The sequence below is a fragment of the Microbacterium sp. TNHR37B genome, from assembly GCF_001620065.1.
GTDB lineage: Bacteria > Actinomycetota > Actinomycetes > Actinomycetales > Microbacteriaceae > Microbacterium.
The window spans coordinates 979,626-998,905 of record NZ_LQGV01000001.1; the positions used below are offsets into that span (position 1 = coordinate 979,626).

Consider the following 19,280-nt stretch of genomic DNA (forward strand, 5'->3'; position numbering starts at 1 on the left):
AGTCGGAGGGGCGTCGCGAGGTCGGGATCACGCGGCGAGGAGGGCGCGGAGCTCGGCGGCGACACCCCGGGCGTGTGGAACGACCGACGCGAGGCCGGTGCCGGCGACACCCGCGCCGGCAAGGATGACACCGGCCTCGCGCCAGTGCTCACGACGTTCGTCGGAGATCGCGAGGGCGCCGGTCGCGTCGTCCCACTCCGCGCCGGTCACCTCGGTCACGCGGGCGGGATCGACCGGAACACCGGTGAGGAGGGCGATCTCTCGGGCGATGTCGTCCCGGTCGACGAGACGGCCGCTGCCGGGGTCGCGGAGCGAGAGCCGGAAGACGTGCGCGCCGGCGGGTACCGCTTCGGCCGCCCAGGCCCACTTCGCGGTCACGTGCGTGAGGGCCTTCGCGGCGGACGGGACCTCGTGGGCCACGATCACGCCGGAGCCGACCGGGTGCGCGTCGAAGGCGGGCTCGTCGACGCGCGCCGCGACGACGCGGACGGCCACGTCGTGAGCCCGCTCCGCGGCTGGGTCGAGCAATGCCGCCGCCGCCCGGGGACCGGTGGCCACGACGACGCGACGAGCGCTCCACGTACCGCCGTCGGCGTGCACCTCGATCCCCTCGGGCGTGCTCGCGAGGGAGCGCACCACGGTCCGGCCATGCAGCTGAGCACCCTCTGACCCCGCGGCACGGCCGAGGGCATCGGCCAGACGCCACATCCCGCCCGCGATCCCCGCGACAGCGGCACCGGCCCGGCCGGGTGCGGCCACCGCGGCAGCCGCCGCGACGAGCGATCCGCGGGCGCGGTACTCCCGCCACATCGCCGGGTGCACGCGGGAGAGGAGGAGCCGGTCGGCCGGCAGGGAGTAGACGCTCCGGCAGAGCGGATCCACGAGGCGCCGCAGGAGTGTCTCGCCGCACTGGGCCGCGACGAGATCGGCGAGGGAGGGTTCGGGCCCGTCCCCCGCGTGGCCGTCGATGACCTCGGCGGCCACGCGGTGCGCGCCGGCACGCCCCAGAATCCGCACGACATCGTCCGCGTGAGGATCCGAGGGGATCCCGAGCACCGTCGCCCGCGGAAGCGCCGCGCGGAGGATCGTCGCCCCGGCGCGGGGATCGCTGTCGTCGACGGCGGCGATGACCGCCCCCGGGGTGGCCGGAGAGACGATCGAGAGATCGAGGCCGGCCTCGGCGATCAGGTCGGCGACGCCGCTCGTCCGCGTCGCGAACGACTCGGCCCCGACATCGATCGCCACTCCCGCGAGCTCGCGCGCGCGGAGCAGACCGCCCGGCTTCTCCCCCGCGTCGAGGACCACCACGCGGTGGCCCGCTCGCGCGACCTCCTGCGCAACGGTGAGCCCCGCGATCCCGGCGCCGACGACCACCAGGTCGACTGCGGAACCGCTCACGGTTGCTGCCCTCCCGCGGCACGCCAGTCGTGCACCGTCCGCACGACCGCTCCGATCGCATCGGGATCGGCGTCTTTGGGCACCCCGTGGCCGAGGTTGAAGACATGGGCGCGAGCATGACGTCCCTCCTCGAGGATGCGATGCACCTGAGCGGTACGCGCCTCCTCGCCGGCGAACAGCATCGCCGGGTCGAGGTTGCCCTGCACGGTCAGATCGCGTCCCACGCGCCGCATCGCCTCATCCAGCGGAACGCGGTAGTCGACGCCGATGGCATCGATGTCGGCGGAGGCCATATCGGCCAAGAGCTCCCCCGTGCCGACGCCGAAATGCACGAGCGGCACCCGCCCGACGCCGGCGGGCGACAACGCGCGGACGCGATCGAGGGCGGCTCGAGAGGCCGGCAGCGCGCCCTCTCGATAGTCATGAGGCGCCAACGCTCCCGCCCACGAGTCGAACAGCTGTCCGGCGCTCGCCCCCGCCGTCACCTGGAGTGCGAGGAACTCGCCGCTCACCTCCGCGAGCCAGGCCGTCAGGTCGTGCCATGCCGCGGGGTCGTCGTGGAGCAGCCGGCGGGCGGCGAGGTGATCTTTGGACGGACCCCCCTCGACGAGATAGGCCGCCAGCGTGAACGGCGCGCCGGCGAAGCCGATGAGCGGAAGCGGCTCACCGCGATCAGCCGACACCTCTCCGAGCATCTGGGTGGTCCGGCTCACCGCGCTCACGACCGCCTCACCGCGTTCGCGGACGAGCGCGGGATCGATCCGCACGGCGCGGGCGATCTCCGCGGCCGTGGACAGAGGCCGGGCGAACACCGGCCCGCGCCCCGGGGCGATCTCCACCTCCATCCCCACCAAGGCCAGGGGCACGACGATGTCGCTGAAGAAGATCGCCGCGTCCACGCCGTGTCGACGCACCGGCTGCAGGGTGATCTCGCTCGCCAGCGCAGGGTCGAGACATGCGTCGATCATGCCCCCGGTCGCACGGAGGGCGCGGTACTCGGGCAACGAACGCCCCGCCTGACGCATGAACCACACCGGGGTGATCTCGGGCCGCTCGCCGCGGAGGGCGCGCACGAGGCGCGACGAGGCGGTGTCGTGCGCGATGAGAGGGTGGGAGATCGCCGCCGTGTCAGCGGTCGCCGAGGGCGAGGGCGCGGCAGATGCAGAAGGCGTGGAGAGTGAGATGGTGCGGCTCCTCGATCGAGTTAATCGATATACTAGCCCGGATCCGAAAGGGGCTCCGCACCGTGCTCGTCTGCCTCACCGCGCATCAGCGCACCACGCCACTCGACTCGCTCGAGCGGCTCGCCGGCATCGGAGACGCGATCGCTCCTCGTCTCACGGCGGCTCACGAGGAGATCCGCGGCGCGGTCGTCCTGTCGACGTGCAATCGGTTCGAGGCCTACTTCGACCTCGACGACACCTCACCGGTGCCGGCGATGGACGCCGCGCTGGAACAGCTGTCGGGACTGAGCGATCTCCCGTTCCGGACCCTCCGCGACACCGTCGAGTTCACGCAGGGGCATGGAGTGGCCGAGCACCTCTTCTCGGTCGCGTCGGGACTGGACTCGGTCGCCCTCGGCGAGGACGAGATCGCCGGCCAAGTCCGGCGGGCACTGGAGGCGGCGCGCCGCGACGGCGTGACGACCGCTCCCCTCGAGCACCTCTTCCAGCGGGCGACCGAAGCCTCGCGTTCGGTCCGCAACAGCACCCGGCTGGGCGAGTCGGGAAGATCGCTCGTGCGCTTGGCGGTCGATCTCGCCGGCTCCCGCATCGACGACTGGGCGACGGCGCGGGTGCTGCTGGTCGGCACCGGTCGATACGCGGCCGTGGCCCTCGCGGCACTGCGCGAGACCGGCGCCCGCGACATTCGGGTCCACTCGCGCTCCGGACGCCGCCGCTTCGCCCATCGCGAGCACCTGGTCTCCGTGCCGCCCGAGGCCTACGCCGCCGAGGCGGCCGCCGCCGACGTCGTCGTCACGTGCACGACCACGACCGGTACCTACGCGATCGCCGCGGAGGATCACACGGTCGCGCGCGCCGGTGCCGCCCGGCCGCAGGTGATCGTCGACCTCGGCCTCCCCCGCAACGTCGACCCGGGCGTGCGCAGCATTCCCGGCGTCGAGCTGCTCGACCTGGAGACGATCCGCGTGCACGCTCCGATCGACGAAGACGCGACGCTCGGCCACGCCCGCGAGATCGTCCGCGCGGCCGCCTCCCGTCACGCCGTGTCCCATCGCGTCCACGAGGTGTCCCCCGCCGTCGTCGCCCTGCGCGAGCATGTTCGTGGCGTCCTGGAGAGCGAGATCGCGCGCGGCGTGAGCGCCGAGTCCGAAGCAGCCCTGCGTCACTTCTCGGGCGTCCTCCTGCACGGTCTCATCGCGCGGGGCCATTCGCTGGCCGCCGTGGGCGACGGCGGCGCGTGGGCGGACGCGGTGGCCACGGTCCTCCCCGGCTTCCCGGAGGAGACGTGAGCGAGGCGCGCGGGGTCACCCTCAAGGACATCGCCCTGCGCGCCGGGGTGTCCACCGCCGCGATCAGCCAGGCGCTCAACGATCGCGGCAGCCTTCGGCCGGAGACCCGCGAGCGCATCAAGCTCATCGCGGCCGAGCTCGGCTATACGCCCAACAAGCACGCCGCCGCCCTGCGGAGCGGACGCACCATGTCGGTCGGATTCGTCATGGGCGACACGACCGACGGCGACGCCCGCCGCGCGCTCCAGCGCACGCGCCAGCTGAACGCCCTCGTACGGGCCTCGGCAGCCCACGGGTTCACGGTGACGGTCCTCCCCGATGCCCGCCCCGACCTCCTGCCGGGCGCCCAGGTCGATCTGCTCTACTTCCCCGATCCCGCCGACGACCGCGCCGTCCTCCGTGAGGCGGCTGCCCGCGGCATCCCGGTCGTCGCGAACGACCTCTACATCGCGGGGGCGCCCGGTCTCAGCATCCGCACCGGCTACGACGCGGCCGTCCGCGCCGGGCTCGCGCATCTGGAGAGCGCGGGGGCCGAGCGCATCGGCTTCCTCGTCGATGAGAGCGAGGTCCCGCGCGATCAGATCGGCGAGAGCGCCTACCTCGCCTGGTCGGCCGTGCGCGGTCGCACGCCGCTCGTCGCCCGCGTGGACCCGGGACGCCGCCGCCTGGCCCGGGAGGTACGCGACCTCCTCGAGCGAGGCGCCGACGCGGTGTTCGCCTTCTGCGAGGAAGGGCCGGAGATCTATCTCCAGCTGGAGGCCACCACCGCGGTCATCCCGCGCGATCTCCAGCTCGTCGCGCTGTGCACCAGCGAACCGGGAACCCGCGACTGCGCCCTCAACGAGCGCCTCGGTGTCACGCACGTGTGCGTCCACCCCGAGCGCGCGGCCGACGCGATGTTCGCCGCGATCGAGTCCCTCACCGGCACCCTCGTACCCCGGGACGTGCCGCAGGTGATCGACCTGCCCTGGGAGCTCGTCCGCGGATCCACGACGCGCTGATCCACCCCGACGCCCGTCCGCCGGGCTCGTCTGCTAAGAGAAGGAGCCGTAGACGGCGAGAGTGTTGGCGGCGATCTGTGCGCAGAACTCGTCGAGGCCCAGCCCCCGCTCCTGTGCAAGGAAGCGCACCGTGAGCGGCACGAGGTACGGCGCATTCGGCCTCCCCCGTAGTGGCACCGGCGTCAGGAACGGCGCGTCAGTCTCGACCAGCACGCGATCGAGCGGCGTCACCGCGAACGCGTCGCGGAGGTTCTGCGCGTTCTTGAACGTCACGTTGCCCGCAAAGCTCAGCCAGTAGCCGCGGTCGGCGGCCACGCGTGCCATGTCGGCGTCGCCCGAGAAGCAGTGGAAGACGGTCCGTTCCGGCGCTCCCACCCGCTCGAGCGTCTCCAGTACGGCGTCGTGCGCGTCGCGATCGTGGATCTGCATCGCCAGGTCGTGCTTCTTCGCCAGGGCGATGTGCGCCTCGAAGCTCTCGAGCTGGGCCGGCACCCCCTCCTCACCCGTGCGGAAGAAGTCGAGCCCGGTCTCCCCGATGGCCCGTACGCGCGGCTGAGCGGCGAGATCGTCGATGACGGCGATCGCCTCGGCCAGTCGTCCCTGCGCGGCGTAGGCCGGGGCCTCGTTCGGATGGATCGCCACCGCCGCAAGGACCCCCGGATGGTGCGCCGCCGCCCACGCCGACCACCTGCTCGACTCGATGTCGCCACCGGCCTGCACGACCCCGGCGACCCCTGCCGCCGCGGCGCGGGCGAGGTGCTCGCCGAGGGGAAGACCCTCGCCGTCCTCGATCTCCAGGTGGGTGTGGTTGTCGTAGACCGCGACGGAGAGGGGCTCGGGCGCGGGCGGATAGCTCACATCGCGGTTGCCCTTCTCTCGCACCCGGACATAGCCCGACGGATCGGTCATGGCGTGTCGGCTCCTCGAGAGGTCAGGACTGGTCGACGCGGGGGAACAGCGGGGCGAGGCCGTTGACGCTGCCCCCGGGACGCAGCCCTCCCCATGTGCCCGCCTCGCGCAACGGCTGGTCGACGAGCCGGCCGAGGGCGTCCGCGCCGAGCGCGACCCAGAGCTTCTCCGTCGCCGCCGGCATGATCGGAGACAGCAGCACGGCGAGCGCACGCAGTCCCTCGGCGGCGGTGTACAGCACCGTCCCGAGGCGCGCGCGTCGACCGTCGTCCTTCGCGAGCGCCCAGGGCTCGTTCTCGGTGATGTAGCCGTTGAGGGCGTCGACGATCGTCCAGATCGCCGTGATCGCCTCGTCGGGCCGGAACCGTTCCATCGCCGCGTCGGCGGCCTCGGCCGCATCGGCGACCGTGCGCTGGATGCGCTCATCGGCCTCGGTGGTCTCGGCCGAGGGCGGCACCACGCCGTCGAAGTAACGCTCGATCATCGCGACGGTGCGCGAGGCCAGGTTGCCGAAGCCGTTGGCGAGCTCCGCCTGGTAGCGCGCCGACAGATCTTCCCACGAGAACGAGCCGTCCTGACCGAACGCGATCGCCGAGAGGAAGTAGAACCGGTACGCGTCCGAGCCGAAGACGTCCGTGATCTCCTGCGGTGCGATGCCCGTGAGCTTGGACTTGGACATCTTCTCGCCGCCCACGAGCAGCCACCCGTGCGCGAAGACACCGCGCGGGACGTCGAGACCGGCCGCCATCAGCATCGCCGGCCAGATCACCGCGTGGAAGCGGAGGATGTCCTTGCCGACCACGTGGTAGGCGGGCCATCGGCGCGCGAACTGCTCGGGATCGGTCCCGTAGCCCACGGCCGTCGCATAGTTCAAGAGAGCGTCGACCCACACGTAGATGACGTGGGTGTCGTCCCACGGCACGCGGATGCCCCAGTCGAACGCGGAGCGCGAGATGGAGAGGTCCTTCAGACCGCTGCGCACGAAGGAGATGACCTCATTGCGCGCGGATTCGGGGCGCACGAAATCGGGTTCGTCGCGGTAGAGCTCCAGGAGACGGTCCTGGAACTCGCTCAGCTTGAAGAAGTAGTTCTTCTCCTGCAGCAGCTCCAGCGGCTTGGAGTGGATCGCGCAGACCTTGAGCCCCTCGAACGGTCCGGTGCCGTCGACGATCTCCGCCTCGGGCTTGAACTCCTCGCACCCGACGCAATAGAGCGCCTCGTACTCCCCCGCATAGATGTACCCGCGGTCGTAGAGCGCCTGCACGAACTGCTGCACCCGCTCCTCGTGACGGGGCTGGGTCGTCCGGATGAAGTCGTCGTTGGCGACGTCGAGGGTCTCCAGCAGGGGGAACCACGACTCCTGCACGAGGCGGTCGACCCACTCCTGGGGCGTGACGCCGTTGGCGGCAGCAGCACGCAGCATCTTCTGACCGTGCTCGTCGGTGCCCGTGAGCATCCAGGTGTCGTCCCCTGCCTGGCGGTGCCAGCGCGCGAGGGCGTCGACGGCGACCGACGTGTACCCGTGACCGATGTGCGGAAGGTCGCTCGGGTAGTAGATCGGCGTCGTGATGTAGAAGGAACGGCCGTTGCTCACCCCAGGATTCTAGTTGGGCGGGCGGAGCCGATCGCTCTGTGTGACGGGTCAGGCCGTGTCGCGCACCACCAGAGTGGTCGGAAGCATCACCGGCTCACGGGGGGTCCCCCCGATGACGTCGAGGACCATGTCGACCATCGTGCTGGAGATCTCCGCCCAGGGCTGGCGCACGGTCGTCAGCGGCGGGGTGTGCAGCGCGGCCAGTCCCGAATCGTCGAACCCGGCGACGGCGACGTCCTCGGGAACGCGCCGGCCCGCGCGACGCAGCGCCGCGATGGCGCCGACGGCCATCACGTCGGACGCGGCGAAGACGGCGTCGATGTCGGGCGCGCGCTCCAGCAGCCGCGTCATCGCGGCGTCTCCGGTGGCCTGCTCGTAGCTGCCCTGCTCCACCAGTGCGGGATCGAACAGCTCGCCCATCTCTTCGCGGAAGCCGACGAGGCGGAAGCGACCGCCCGGAGTGTCGTTCGGACCGGTGATGAGGGCGATCCTGCGGTGCCCGCGGTCCAGGAGATAACGGGTCATCATCCGGGCCGATCCGGCCTCGTCGACCGAGACGTGGGGGACGCCGGCGACTTCGCCCAACGGGATACCGGTGCAGACGGTGGGAACGCCGGCCTCGACGAGCGCGGCCAGCAGCGAGTCCGACTCGTGCGAGGAGACCAGGAGGACACCGTCCACGTGACCGGCCCGGACGTAGCGTTCGACGTTGGCCTGTTCGGTGGCGGTGTCGGCGATCAGGAGCACGAGGGTCATCGAACGCTCCGCGAGAGCCTCGGTCGCCCCGCGGAGGAGGAGAGCGAAGGTCGGGTCGGCGAAGAGGAGGTGCTGCGGCTCGGTGAGGAGGAACGCCAGCGAGTTGGACCGCCCGGTCGCGAGGCTCCGCGCGGCGTGGTTGGCGGTGTACCCCGTCTCCACGATCGCCGCCTCGACGGCGGCGCGGGCTTCGGGGGACACCCAGTGCCCTCCGTTGATGACGCGCGACACGGTGCCGTAAGAGACCCCGGCCACGGCCGCGACATCGCGGATGGTCGGTTTCCGGGGAGTCGGCGCCGCAGTCATCGACGTGACTCTACCCTGTCGTCTCGCCACGACGGGGAGACGGGCACCGGGAATCTGTAACCGGTCACAGTTGGATAACGAACGACGGCGGCCCGCGGCGTCGGACGTACACTGATCGCGAGGCTGTGACCGGTCACAGTTACCCAGGACGATGAGGACCCGACTCGACATGCATGCCCCCGCGCTTCCCGACACGCTCGGTGCCACCTCCGCGTGGCCCGCCCTCACGGGAATCGCCTACGGAGGCGACTACACGCCCGAGCAGTGGCCGCGCGAGGTCTGGGAGGAAGACGTCGCCCTCATGCGCGACGCCGGCGTCAACCTCGTGAGCATCGGCATCTTCGCGTGGGCGCTGCTGGAAGTCAGCGAGGGCGAGTTCGACTTCGACTGGCTCGACGACGTGATCGACCTGCTCCACCGGAACGGCATCTCCGTCGACCTCGGCACCCCCACCGCCTCTCCACCGGCCTGGTTCTTCGCCCAGCATCCCGATGCCCGCGCCGTCACGAGGGACGGTGTCCCGCTGGGGTTCGGGGCCCGCGGCATGGCCTCCCACTCGGCTCCGGCCTACCGCGAGGCCGCCGTGCGGATCGCCACGGAGCTGGCCCGCCGCTACGGCCACCACCCCGCCGTCGTGCTGTGGCACGTGCACAACGAGTACGGCGTGCCCGTCGGCGAGGACTACTCCGCCCACTCCGTCCGGGAATGGCGGCGGTGGCTGCAGGAACGCTACGAGACCCTCGACGCGCTCAACGCCGCGTGGGGAACGGCGTTCTGGGGACAGCACTACGGAGAGTGGGAGCACATCGGCGCCCCCGCCACCGCACCCTCGGTCGTCAACCCTGCACAACGCCTCGACTTCGCCCGGTTCACCGACCACCAGCTGCGCTCCTGCTTCATCGCCGAACGCGACGCGATCCGCGCGCACAGCGACCGGCCCATCACCACCAACTTCATGGCGAACCAGCACAACGGATGCGACCTCTGGGCCTGGGCGCGCGAGGTCGACATCGTCTCCGACGACCACTACCTCTGGGCCGCCGACGAAGAAGGAGAGATCGGGCTGGCGATCGCCGCGGACCTGACGCGCTCGGTCGGACGCGGGGCGCCCTGGATCCTGATGGAGCACTCGACGTCCGCGGTCAACTGGCAGCCGCGCAACGTCGCGAAGCGGCCCGGCGAGATGGCGCGCAACTCGCTGTCCCACTTCGGGCGGGGCGCCGACGGCATCCTGTTCTTCCAGTGGCGGGCGTCCCGTTCCGGCGCCGAGAAGTTCCACTCCGCGATGCTCCCCCACGCCGGCACGACCTCCCGCGTCTGGCGGGAAGTCGTCGACCTGGGGGCGAAGCTGCGCGCGCTCGCCGAGGTGCGCGGCTCCCACGTGCCCGCCGAGGTCGCCGTCCTCTGGGACTTCGAGTCGTTCTGGGCCCAGGACCTCGAGTGGCGCCCGTCCGAGGACGTCAGCCACGCCGAGCGCATCCGTGCCTTCTACGAGAAGCTGTGGCGCGACCAGATCACCGTGAACTTCGCCCTCCCCGGCCACGACCTCTCCCGGTACAAGCTCGTGATCGCCCCCGCGCAGTACATGCTGAGCGCGGCCGACGCCGAGAACCTGAACCGCTACGTCGAAGGCGGCGGCACCCTCGTCGTCTCCTTCTTCTCCGCCGTCGTCGACGAGCACGACGCCGTCCACGCCGGGGGTTTCGCGGCTCCGCTCGAGCCCTCGCTCGGGCTCCGCGTCGAGGAGCACCTGCCCCTTCGCGCGGGAGACGTCGCCGGCATCGTCTTCGACGAGACGCCCTACCCGGCCGACACCTGGCAGGAGGACCTCGTCCTCACGACCGCCGAGGTCCGCGCCACGTACGACGGCGGACCCGCCGCGGGAGGGCCCGCCGTCACCCGGAACACGCACGGCGACGGCGTGGGCTGGTACCTCAGCACCCGACCCGACGCAGCGGGGCTCGCCGCGGTGCTCGATGCGGCCTATGCCGACGCCGGCATCTCCCCGAGCGGGCTTCCCGCGGGAGTGGAAGCGGTCCGGCGCATCACCGACGAGGCCGAGTACCTCATCGCCATCAACCACGGAACCGAGACCGTTTCGTTGCAGACATCGGGCTTCGACCTGCTGACACAGGAGGAAGCACGAGGCACGCTGGTGCTGAGTGCGGGAGACGTCGCCGTCATCCGCACGCAGCGCACAGCCGAAGGGGGTGGTCGATGACCGACCCCGCACCTGCGGGCCCGCCCGCGAACACGCACTGAACACAGCGCCGCAGCATCCGTCTGCGGCACCCCACCCGGTCGTGACGAATCCCCCCAGGGGGACGAGGCCCGGCCATCCTTCGGAAGGAAAATCCATGCGCAAGATGGGCATCGCCGTCGCCGCCCTCGCGACGACCGGCATCCTGCTGGCCGGCTGCTCCAGCAACACCCCCACCACCCCGGCACCGTCGGAGTCGTCGGCCGCCGCAATCGACGCGAGCGGCGTGACGCTCACCGTCTGGACCGACGAGAACCGGAAGCCGGCGATCGCGGCGGCGGCCAAGACCTTCGAGTCGGAGACCGGCGGCAAGATCGAGCTCGTCCAGAAGAACTTCGACGACATCCGCACCGACTTCACCAACCAGGTCCCCACCGGCGAAGGCCCCGACATCACGATCGGTGCCCACGACTGGCTCGGCGGACTCGTGCAGGCCGGTGTCGTCTCACCCCTGGACCTCACCGACACCGCGAGCAACTTCGCGCCGGTGTCGCTGGACGCCTTCACCTACGACGGCCAGCTCTACGCCCTTCCCTACTCGCTGGAGACCATCGCGCTGATCCAGAACACCGACCTCGTCGGCGAGGACGCCCCGGCGACGTGGGACGACATGATCGCGGCGGGCGAGAAGGCCGGAGTCGAGCGCCCCGTCGTCATCAACACCGCGGGACAGACCGGTGACGCCTACACGATGTACGGCTTCCAGACCTCCTTCGGCGCGCCCGTCTTCCAGAGCGACGACAAGGGCTACACGACCGAGGTCGGCATGGGCGGCGACGCCGGCAAGGCCTTCGCCGAGTGGCTCGGCGCGAACGGGGAGAAGGGCGACGGCTACATCTCCACGACCGTCGACTACGACACCAACAACGAGCTGTTCGCCAGCGGCAAGGCCGCCTACACCGTCCAGGGTCCGTGGGCGATCGCGGCGCTCACCGAGAAGGGCGTGAAGGTCAAGGTCAACCCGATCCCGTCGGCCGGTGGCCAGACGGCATCGCCGTTCGTCGGTGTCCAGGGCTTCTACATCAGCTCGCAGAGCAAGAACGCGCTGGTCGCGCAGGAGTTCCTCACCAAGTACCTCGCGACCTACGACGCGCAGAAGGCGCTGTACGAGGCCGACCCGCGCATCCCCGCGTGGAACGACCTGGCCACCGAGGTCTCCTCCGACCCGGTCATCGCCGGCTTCGTCGCCTCCTCGAAGAACGGCGTCCCGATGCCGAACATCCCCGAGATGGGCTCGGTCTGGGACCTGTGGAACGCCGCACAGGTGCAGATCATCAAGGGCGCGAACCCCGCCTCCACCTGGGACAAGATGATCAGCGACCTCGAGGCGCTGATCGGCTGATTCCGCTCCGGGGCGGGTGCCTGCACCCGCCCCGGACCTCTCATCGAAGGAGATGCACATGTCGGTCCCGGTGGAAACCCCCGCGGAGCAGGCCTCACCCCCGCCCTCGCCGCCCCGCGGCGCGCGGACGACGGAACCGCACGGTCGCCGGTGGAACGGGATCGGGTGGGGCTTCCTCGTCAAGCTCGCGATCCTCGGCGTGGTCAACGCCTTCGGGCTGATGGGCATCTTCGCCGCGGCCCAGGCCCAGTCGTGGCTGATCTGCGGCGCGGCCGTGGCCCTGCTCCTGGCCGCCGACATCATCTACTTCACCAAGCGGGCGCTGCCCCTCAAGTACCTCCTGCCGGGCCTCGCGTTCCTCCTCATCTTCCAGGTCTTCATCTTCGGATACACGGCCTACATCGCCTTCACCAACTACGGCGCCGGCCACGTCGGCTCTCAGGAGCAGGCCGTCCAGGCCGCCCTGAGCCAGGGCGAGCGGCGCGTCGAGGGATCCCCGACCTTTCCGCTGGCCATCGTGGAGCAGAACGGCACGCTCGGCTTCGCGATCGTCGAAGACGGCCAGATCAAAGCGGGTTCGGCCGAGACCCCCCTGCAGACGGTGGGACCGGCCTCCGGCACCGGTGCCCCCACCGAGGTGCCCGGATGGAACGTCGTCCCGCGCAACGACATCATCGGCGACCAGGCGCTCCAGCAGGAGGTCGTCGCCCTGCGCGTGCCGGTCTCCGACGATCCCAACGCCGGATCCGTCCGCACCAACGACGGCACCTCCGGGTCGATCTACCGCTCGACCCTGGAATGGGATGCCGCCACCCAGACCATCACGGACACCGCCAACGGCACCGTCTATCACGCGACCGATCGAGGGAACTTCGCCAGCGACGACGGCACGACCCTTCCGACCGGCTGGACCGTCCACGTCGGGTTCGACAACTTCCTGCGCCTGTTCACCGATTCGTCGATGCTCCAGCCGCTGGCCATGGTCACGGCGTGGACCTTCGCGTGGGCGCTGCTGTCGGTGATCGTGCCGTTCGCGATGGGACTCGTCCTCGCCATCATCTACAACGACGAACGGGTGCGGGGACGGAAGGTCCTGCGGACCCTCTTCATCCTCCCCTACGCCTTCCCCGCCTTCATGTCGGCGCTGCTGTTCCGGGGCATGTTCAACGCCGAGTTCGGAGTCATCAACGACTTCTTCTTCGGCGGAGCACAGATCGACTGGCTCGGTGATCCGTGGCTCGCCCGGTTCGCCGTCCTGTTCGTGAACGTCTGGCTCACCTACCCCTACTACTTCCTGGTGTGCACGGGAGCGATCCAGGCACTGCCCTCCGACGCGCTCGAGGCCGCCTCCATCGACGGCGCGGGACGCTTCCGCCAGTTGCGGTCGATCATCCTGCCGCTGGTGCTGGTGGCCACCGCTCCGCTGCTGATCTCGTCGTTCGCGTTCAGCTTCAACAACTTCACGATCATCTACATGTTCAACGACGGCGGGCCCGCCATTCCGGGCGCCCCCTACGCGCTCGGCGCGACGGACATCCTCATCTCCGCGATCTGGGACATCTCGGGGGTCAACGGCGGGAAGGCCGACTACGGCCTCGCGAGCGCCCTGTCGATCCTCGTCTTCATCGTCGTCGGCCTCATCTCCGCCCTGGCGTTCCGCCAGACCAAGAAGCTCGAGGAGTACCAGTGATGTCCACCGCGAACGAGACCCGTAGCGCTGCCCGTCAGGCCCGCGCCACCGTGACGCTCGACGCCGGACGCCGCGGAGCGGTGCGGCGCCGGTTCCTCCTCGAGGTCGGCTGGAAGTACCTCCTCGCGGCGGTCATCCTCTTCTACGCCGTCTTTCCGCTCGTCTACGTCGTGTCGGCCTCGCTCAACCCGGGCGGCAGCCTCGCCGCGAGCAACGCCCTGTTCTCCGCCTTCGACCTGGGCAACTACGCCGCCCTCGGCGGTACCCGGTACTGGACCTGGTACGCCAACACGCTGCAGGTGGGGATCGCCGCCGCGGTCGGCGCCGTGCTCATGGGAGCGGCCGCCGCCTACGCCTTCTCGCGCTTCCGGTTCCGGGGGCGTCGCGCCGGTCTGACGACGCTGCTCATCATCCAGATGTTCCCCCAGGCGCTCGCCTTCGTCGCCATCTTCCTCATGCTGCTCGCCCTCGGTGAGGTCTTCCCGGCGCTCGGCCTCAACTCGAAGATCGCGCTGATCTGCGTGTACCTCGGCGGCGCGCTCGGGGTCAACACCTTCCTGATGTACGGCTTCTTCAACACGATCCCGATCGAGTTGGACGAGTCCGCCAAGATCGACGGGGCCACCCACGCGCAGATCTTCTGGACGATCATCATGCCGCTGGTGACCCCGATCCTCGCGGTGGTGGCGCTGCTGGCCTTCATCGCCTCGTTCGGGGACTACATCATCTCCAAGATCGTGCTGGTCTCGGAGGACAACTGGACACTCGCCGTCGGCATGTTCCAGTGGGTGTCCAACCAACTCTCCAGCAACTGGGGGCTGTTCGCTGCGGGAGCGATCCTGGCCGCCGTTCCGGTCCTGACCCTCTTCCTCGCGCTGCAGCGCTACATCATCGGAGGTCTCACCGCCGGCTCAGTCAAGGGCTGAGGCGGCTCATCGCTGCGCGAGGGCGGCGCCGTACAGGTCGCGGGAGGACCGACCGGTCTGCGCGGCGACCTCGGCGGCCGCCTCCTTCAGCCGCATGCCCCCGGCCACGAGGGCGAGGACCTGGGCGACCGCGTCGGATTCGGAGACCTCTCGCGCCGCGGCGCCGCCCACCACCACGACGAGCTCGCCGCGGACGCCCTCGGCCGCCCAGCGGGCCAGGTCGGCGAGGGGGCCGCGTACGACCTCCTCGTGGAGCTTGGTGAGCTCGCGGCAGACGGCGGCGGGACGGTCGGCGCCGAAGGCGTCCGCCATCGCTTCCAGGGTCGCCGCGACCCGCGAGGGCGCCTCGAAGAAGACCATCGTCCGCGGCTCGGAGGCCAGCGCCAGAAGGGCCGAGCGCAACTCGCCGGACTTGCGCGGAGGGAAGCCCTCGAAGGTGAAGCGGTCGGTGGGAAGTCCCGATACAGCCAGCGCCGTGACGACGGCCGAGGGACCGGGGATGACGGTGACCGGCACGCCGGCTGCGGCGGCGGTGGTCACCACGGCGAAACCGGGGTCGCTGACCGTCGGCATCCCGGCATCGCTCAGGACCAGGACGTCCTCGGTGCGGGCCCGCTCGACGAGCTCGCCGGCGCGCTGCTTCTCGTTGTGATCGTGCAGCGCGATCAGCTGCGGCCGGTGCGCGATCCCGAGCCCCCGCAGGAGCCGCGCGGTCGTCCGCGTGTCCTCGGCGGCGACGACGGGCGCCGACTCCAGCGCCGCCACCAGCCGCGGCGAGGCGTCCTGCAGGTTGCCGATCGGCGTCGCGGCGAGGATGATCACCGCCCCAGCATAGGCTTGTGCGCGTGACGAACACGGTCGAGCCGCTGCTGCCCGCGTCGCCTCCCACGTTCTCCGAGCGGTGGCAGGCGAGGCTCGCGACCGACCCCCGCGTGCACCGGCTGTGGACCTGGATGGTGCCCGTCGCGGTCACGTTCGTGGCCTTCGTGCTCCGGGTGTGGAACCTCGGCCACCCGCGGGCCCTGGTGTTCGACGAGACCTACTACGTCAAGGATGCGTGGACCCAGTGGGTCCTCGGCTACGCGGCGACGTGGCCCGACGACGCCAACGACCGCTTCGTCGCCGGGCAGGCGGACATCTTCGGCACCGATCCCAGCTTCGTCGTCCACCCGCCCCTCGGGAAGTTCCTCATCGGCGTCGGGATGTGGGCGTTCGGGCCGGAGTCGTCGTTCGGCTGGCGGATCTCCGCCGCCCTGTTCGGCACCGCCTGCGTGCTCGTCCTCTACGTCCTCGCCCGCAGCCTCACCGGCTCGATCGTCTTCGCGGGCATCGCCTCGTCCCTTCTGGCGGTCGACGGTCTCGGCATCGTCATGAGCCGCGTCTCGCTGCTCGACATCTTCCTCACCTTCTTCGTCCTGCTGGCGGTCTGGTTCGTCGTGCTCGACCGTCGACGCCACCTCGACCGGCTCGCCCGCGGCGTGACCGCCGCGTCGCGGCTGGGGCAGCCGCCGACGTATGGGCCGGTGCTGTGGAACCGGCCCTGGGTGATCGCCGCCGGTGCGGCCGCCGGAGCGGCCACGGCCGTCAAGTGGTCGGGGGTCTGGGTCCTCGCGGCGATCGGGCTGTATCTCGTCGTCACCGACGCCCTGGAGCGGTCCCGACTCGGCGTGCGCGCCTGGATCCCGGACGCGCTGCGCCAGGGGATCGTCTCCTTCTTCCTGCTCGTCCCCGTGGCGTTCGTCGTGTATCTCGGCTCGTGGACGGGATGGCTGCTCAGCGACGGCGGCTACGACCGGCACGCCGCCGACGCCGATCCCTCGACGAACCCTCTGTTCAGCTGGATCCCGCTGTCGCTGCAGAGCCTGTGGCGCTACCACCAGACGATCTACGACGCGATGCTGCGGATCACCTCGGGGCACGACTACATGAGCCCCGCCTGGCAGTGGCCGCTGCTGTGGCGCCCGACCTCGATGTATGCGCAGTCCACGGCGGGCGGAGAGCCCGGGTGCATCGGCGGCGACAACGGCTGCCTCCAGGTGCTCTACAGCATGCCCAATCCGCTGGTCTGGTACGCGAGCGTGCTCGCCGCGGCCTACCTGGTGTACCGCTTCGCCCTCGACCGCGACTGGCGCCACGCGATCGTGCTCGTCGGGATCGCCGCCACCTGGGTTCCCTGGCTCGTCTATCCGGAGCGCACGGTCTTCCAGTTCTACACGATCGTGATCTGGCCGTTCCTCCTGCTCGCCCTCACCTTCGCCCTGCAGGATCTCGCACGCGGCAAGATGTGGCTCCCCCGCGCCACCGGCCGCCGCATCGTCATCGGATTCCTCGTCGCGGCCGCCGTGCTGGCCGTGTTCTGGTACCCGCTGTGGTCGGCGATGCAGGTGCCGTACGAGTTCTATCGGCTCCACAACTGGCTGACGGGCTGGGTGTGAGGCTCGTCGCGCCCCCGACGCGGCGCGACACGAGGGAGGGGCGCGCGGCGCCCGCCGTTTAGGCTGGACCCGTGTTCACCTACGCCGTCTCCCGCGACCCCTCCGTCGCCGGTTTCGTGCTGGTCTCCGATCGGTTCCTGGCCGTTGCGTCGGGCGCGTCGGATGGGGCCGCCACGCGCCTCTGGCGCCGGCTCGGAGAACCCGGAGCCACCCTCGCCTCGGTCATCGCCGCCCTCGATGCAGACGCCGACGCACCGGGGGACGTGGCGCTGGTGGAGCTGGTGGACGCGCCGTCGCGCACGGTCGAGATCGCCGTCCGCGGCCAGGCGCGGGTGGAGCTCTCCGGCGGGCGCGACGTGCGGCTGGGCGGAGAGCAGGCCCGGTGGGCACAGAGCACCGCGCGGGAGGTCGCCGGGATGGCGCTGGCGCTCCCCTCTTCCTCCCGGCGCGCCCTGGGCTCCCTTCCCCTCACGCGAGGTGTCGCACGCTCCGACCTTCTGGAGTGGGGCGCGCCGACACCCTCGCCCGCCGCGAGTGCGACGCCGGCTCCGGCCGCCGCGGAGCCGCCGGCGCAGTCCGAGACGGCCGCCGTGACGATCGACCCGCCGCTGGAGACACTCCGCCGCGACCGGCTGCCCGCCCTCGACCTCGACGATCGGACCGAGCTGCGCCATACCGCCCGTCGCCGTCCCGAAGCACGACCGGTGCTGCGGATCGGGTCGGACCGGGTGCTGGAGCTCGATGTCCCCCTCGTCCTCGGCCGGTCGCCCCGGCCCGCCGCGCACCCCGGCACGCGCCTGGTCTCGGTGGCATCGCCGCAACGCGAGATCTCCGGGGCCCATCTGCAGGTGCATCTGGAGGGCGACCGTCTCGTCGCGCGCGATCTCGAATCGACCAACGGCACGATCGTCCGGGAGCCCGACGGTGCGTCGCTGCTCCTGCGTCACGGCGCGTCGGTGCGGCTGAAGTTCGGCTCGTCGCTCGATCTCGGTGACGGCGTCGTGGCGGTCTTCGGCGTCTCGGACACGGAGGAAGCCTGACGATGGCGACACGGCTGCCTTCCGCTCCCCCCGTCGTCGGGGGCTTCACGTATGTCCGTCCGCTCGGGACGGGCGGTTTCGCCGACGTCTTCCTGTTCGAACAGAACCTCCCGCGCCGCCCCGTGGCCGTGAAGGTGCTGCTCAAGGACATCGTCGACGAGGGACTGCTGCGGATGTTCAACGCGGAAGCCGATGTCATGGCTCGGCTGAGCTCCCACCCCTCGATCCTCACCGTCTACGAAGCGAGTATCTCGGCCGACGGCCGCCCCTACCTCGTCATGGAGTACTGCCCGACGTCGCTCACCACGCGGTACCGGCGCGAGTCGATCCCGGTGCCCGAAGTGCTCCACATCGGAGTGAAGATCGCCTCCGCCCTCGAGACGGCTCATCGCTCCGGGCTCCTGCACCGTGACATCAAACCCTCCAACATCCTCATGACGACCTTCGGCGCCCCCGTGCTCAGCGATTTCGGGATCGCCGCCGCGATCAGCGGGCGCAGCGGCGCGGACGACGTGTTCGCGATGTCGGTGCCCTGGAGCGCCCCGGAGGTCGTCGACGAGAGGGTCGCCGGATCGATCGCCTCAGAGGTGTGGGGACTCGGCGCCACCGTCTACTCGCTGCTGGCGGGACGCAGCCCCTTCGAGCGGCCGGGGAGCGGGCAGAACAGCCGCGAACAGCTCAAGGCCCGCATCCGTCGCGCCACCTACACCCCCATCGGGCGTCCCGACGTCCCCCCGCGCGTGGAGGCGACACTCGCCCGCGCCATGAGCAAGGATCCGGCACGCCGACACGCCACGGCGGCCGAGTTCGCCTATGACCTGCAGCTGGCGCAGCAGGACCTCGGCCTGGCCTACACCGCGATGGACGTCGCCGTGGACGAGTGGGCCACGGCGGGGGTGCCGATCGACTTCGAAGACGACCGCGCGCGCGGCCCCGTGCGCCCCACGGTCGCCCACGCCTCCCGCCGCGCCGCTCGCCCCGCCGCCGCTCCCACGCGGCGCGCCCCCGACGACGGCACCGTGCTCGCCGGTTCCGAGCCCGCTCGTCGTCCGCGCACCGCCCTGTATGTCAGCCTCGGGGTCGTCGGGGCGCTCCTCCTCCTGGGCGGCGGCGTCACGGCCCTGGCCCTCCTGCTCGGCGGAGGCTGACG

At 70.9% G+C, this 19,280-nt stretch carries 15 protein-coding genes; 9 read left to right on the plus strand and 6 right to left on the minus strand.

The features are described 5' to 3' along the window. Positions 1-27 precede the first annotated feature (27 nt). Together AVP41_RS04795 and hemE are read right to left on the minus strand one after the other, a co-directional pair. Positions 28-1,398, minus strand: a complete 1,371-nt coding sequence (locus AVP41_RS04795) for a protoporphyrinogen/coproporphyrinogen oxidase (protein WP_231902662.1) — start codon at positions 1,396-1,398, stop codon at positions 28-30. After that, positions 1,395-2,471, minus strand: coding sequence for a uroporphyrinogen decarboxylase (hemE, locus tag AVP41_RS04800; protein ID WP_231902663.1), 1,077 nt, complete (start codon positions 2,469-2,471; stop codon positions 1,395-1,397). Before hemE ends, AVP41_RS04795 begins: the two co-directional genes overlap by 4 nt. A gap of 173 nt (positions 2,472-2,644) precedes the next feature. Here hemE and AVP41_RS04805 point away from each other — a divergent pair, with 173 nt between their 5' ends. Beyond that, positions 2,645-3,871, plus strand: coding sequence for a glutamyl-tRNA reductase (locus tag AVP41_RS04805; RefSeq protein ID WP_067161474.1), 1,227 nt, complete (start codon positions 2,645-2,647; stop codon positions 3,869-3,871). After that, positions 3,868-4,872 (plus strand): LacI family DNA-binding transcriptional regulator, encoded by a 1,005-nt coding sequence (locus AVP41_RS04810; protein ID WP_067161477.1) that lies wholly within the window; start codon positions 3,868-3,870, stop codon positions 4,870-4,872. Before AVP41_RS04805 ends, AVP41_RS04810 begins: the two co-directional genes overlap by 4 nt. A gap of 33 nt (positions 4,873-4,905) precedes the next feature. Here AVP41_RS04810 and AVP41_RS04815 read toward each other — a convergent pair whose 3' ends face one another. Genes AVP41_RS04815 through AVP41_RS04825 form a run of 3 tightly spaced genes read right to left on the minus strand, consistent with a single transcriptional unit; the run spans position 4,906 to position 8,437 of the window. Beyond that, a complete protein-coding gene (locus AVP41_RS04815; protein ID WP_067161480.1) occupies positions 4,906-5,781 on the minus strand; it encodes a TatD family hydrolase in 876 nt (291 codons plus the stop codon). A 22-nt stretch (positions 5,782-5,803) separates the two neighbouring features. Further along, positions 5,804-7,375 carry a methionine--tRNA ligase gene (gene metG, locus AVP41_RS04820; RefSeq protein ID WP_067161483.1) on the minus strand — a complete coding sequence of 524 codons (1,572 nt, stop codon included), beginning with the start codon at positions 7,373-7,375 and terminating at the stop codon, positions 5,804-5,806. Between the two features lie 48 nt (positions 7,376-7,423). Further along, a complete protein-coding gene (locus tag AVP41_RS04825) occupies positions 7,424-8,437 on the minus strand; it encodes a LacI family DNA-binding transcriptional regulator (protein ID WP_067161486.1) in 1,014 nt (337 codons plus the stop codon). 169 nt (positions 8,438-8,606) lie between these two features. Here AVP41_RS04825 and AVP41_RS04830 point away from each other — a divergent pair, with 169 nt between their 5' ends. From AVP41_RS04830 to AVP41_RS04845, 4 genes are all read left to right on the plus strand, one after another. Then, complete coding sequence (locus tag AVP41_RS04830) at positions 8,607-10,658, plus strand: beta-galactosidase (protein WP_067161489.1); 2,052 nt, start codon at positions 8,607-8,609, stop codon at positions 10,656-10,658. Positions 10,659-10,794: 136 nt separating this feature from the next. Beyond that, positions 10,795-12,039 carry a sugar ABC transporter substrate-binding protein gene (locus AVP41_RS04835; RefSeq protein ID WP_067161492.1) on the plus strand — a complete coding sequence of 415 codons (1,245 nt, stop codon included), beginning with the start codon at positions 10,795-10,797 and terminating at the stop codon, positions 12,037-12,039. A gap of 58 nt (positions 12,040-12,097) precedes the next feature. Continuing rightward, on the plus strand, positions 12,098-13,729 hold the full coding sequence (locus tag AVP41_RS04840; protein WP_067161495.1) for an ABC transporter permease subunit: 1,632 nt from the start codon (positions 12,098-12,100) through the stop codon (positions 13,727-13,729). Continuing rightward, positions 13,729-14,655, plus strand: a complete 927-nt coding sequence (locus tag AVP41_RS04845; protein WP_082829013.1) for a sugar ABC transporter permease — start codon at positions 13,729-13,731, stop codon at positions 14,653-14,655. Before AVP41_RS04840 ends, AVP41_RS04845 begins: the two co-directional genes overlap by 1 nt. 6 nt (positions 14,656-14,661) lie before the next feature. Here the strand turns inward: AVP41_RS04845 and rsmI are convergent, their stop codons facing one another. Further along, complete coding sequence (gene rsmI / locus AVP41_RS04850) at positions 14,662-15,477, minus strand: 16S rRNA (cytidine(1402)-2'-O)-methyltransferase (protein ID WP_067161498.1); 816 nt, start codon at positions 15,475-15,477, stop codon at positions 14,662-14,664. Between the two features lie 23 nt (positions 15,478-15,500). On the opposite strand from rsmI, the gene AVP41_RS04855 reads away from it, so the two are divergent. From AVP41_RS04855 to AVP41_RS04865, 3 genes are all read left to right on the plus strand, one after another. Beyond that, on the plus strand, positions 15,501-17,090 hold the full coding sequence (locus AVP41_RS04855) for a dolichyl-phosphate-mannose--protein mannosyltransferase (RefSeq protein WP_067162805.1): 1,590 nt from the start codon (positions 15,501-15,503) through the stop codon (positions 17,088-17,090). Between the two features lie 71 nt (positions 17,091-17,161). Then, positions 17,162-18,130 carry an FHA domain-containing protein gene (locus AVP41_RS04860; RefSeq protein ID WP_067161501.1) on the plus strand — a complete coding sequence of 323 codons (969 nt, stop codon included), beginning with the start codon at positions 17,162-17,164 and terminating at the stop codon, positions 18,128-18,130. Between the two features lie 2 nt (positions 18,131-18,132). Continuing rightward, entirely contained in the window at positions 18,133-19,278 is a 1,146-nt protein-coding gene (locus AVP41_RS04865; RefSeq protein WP_067161505.1) for a serine/threonine-protein kinase, read from the plus strand. Positions 19,279-19,280 lie beyond the last annotated feature (2 nt).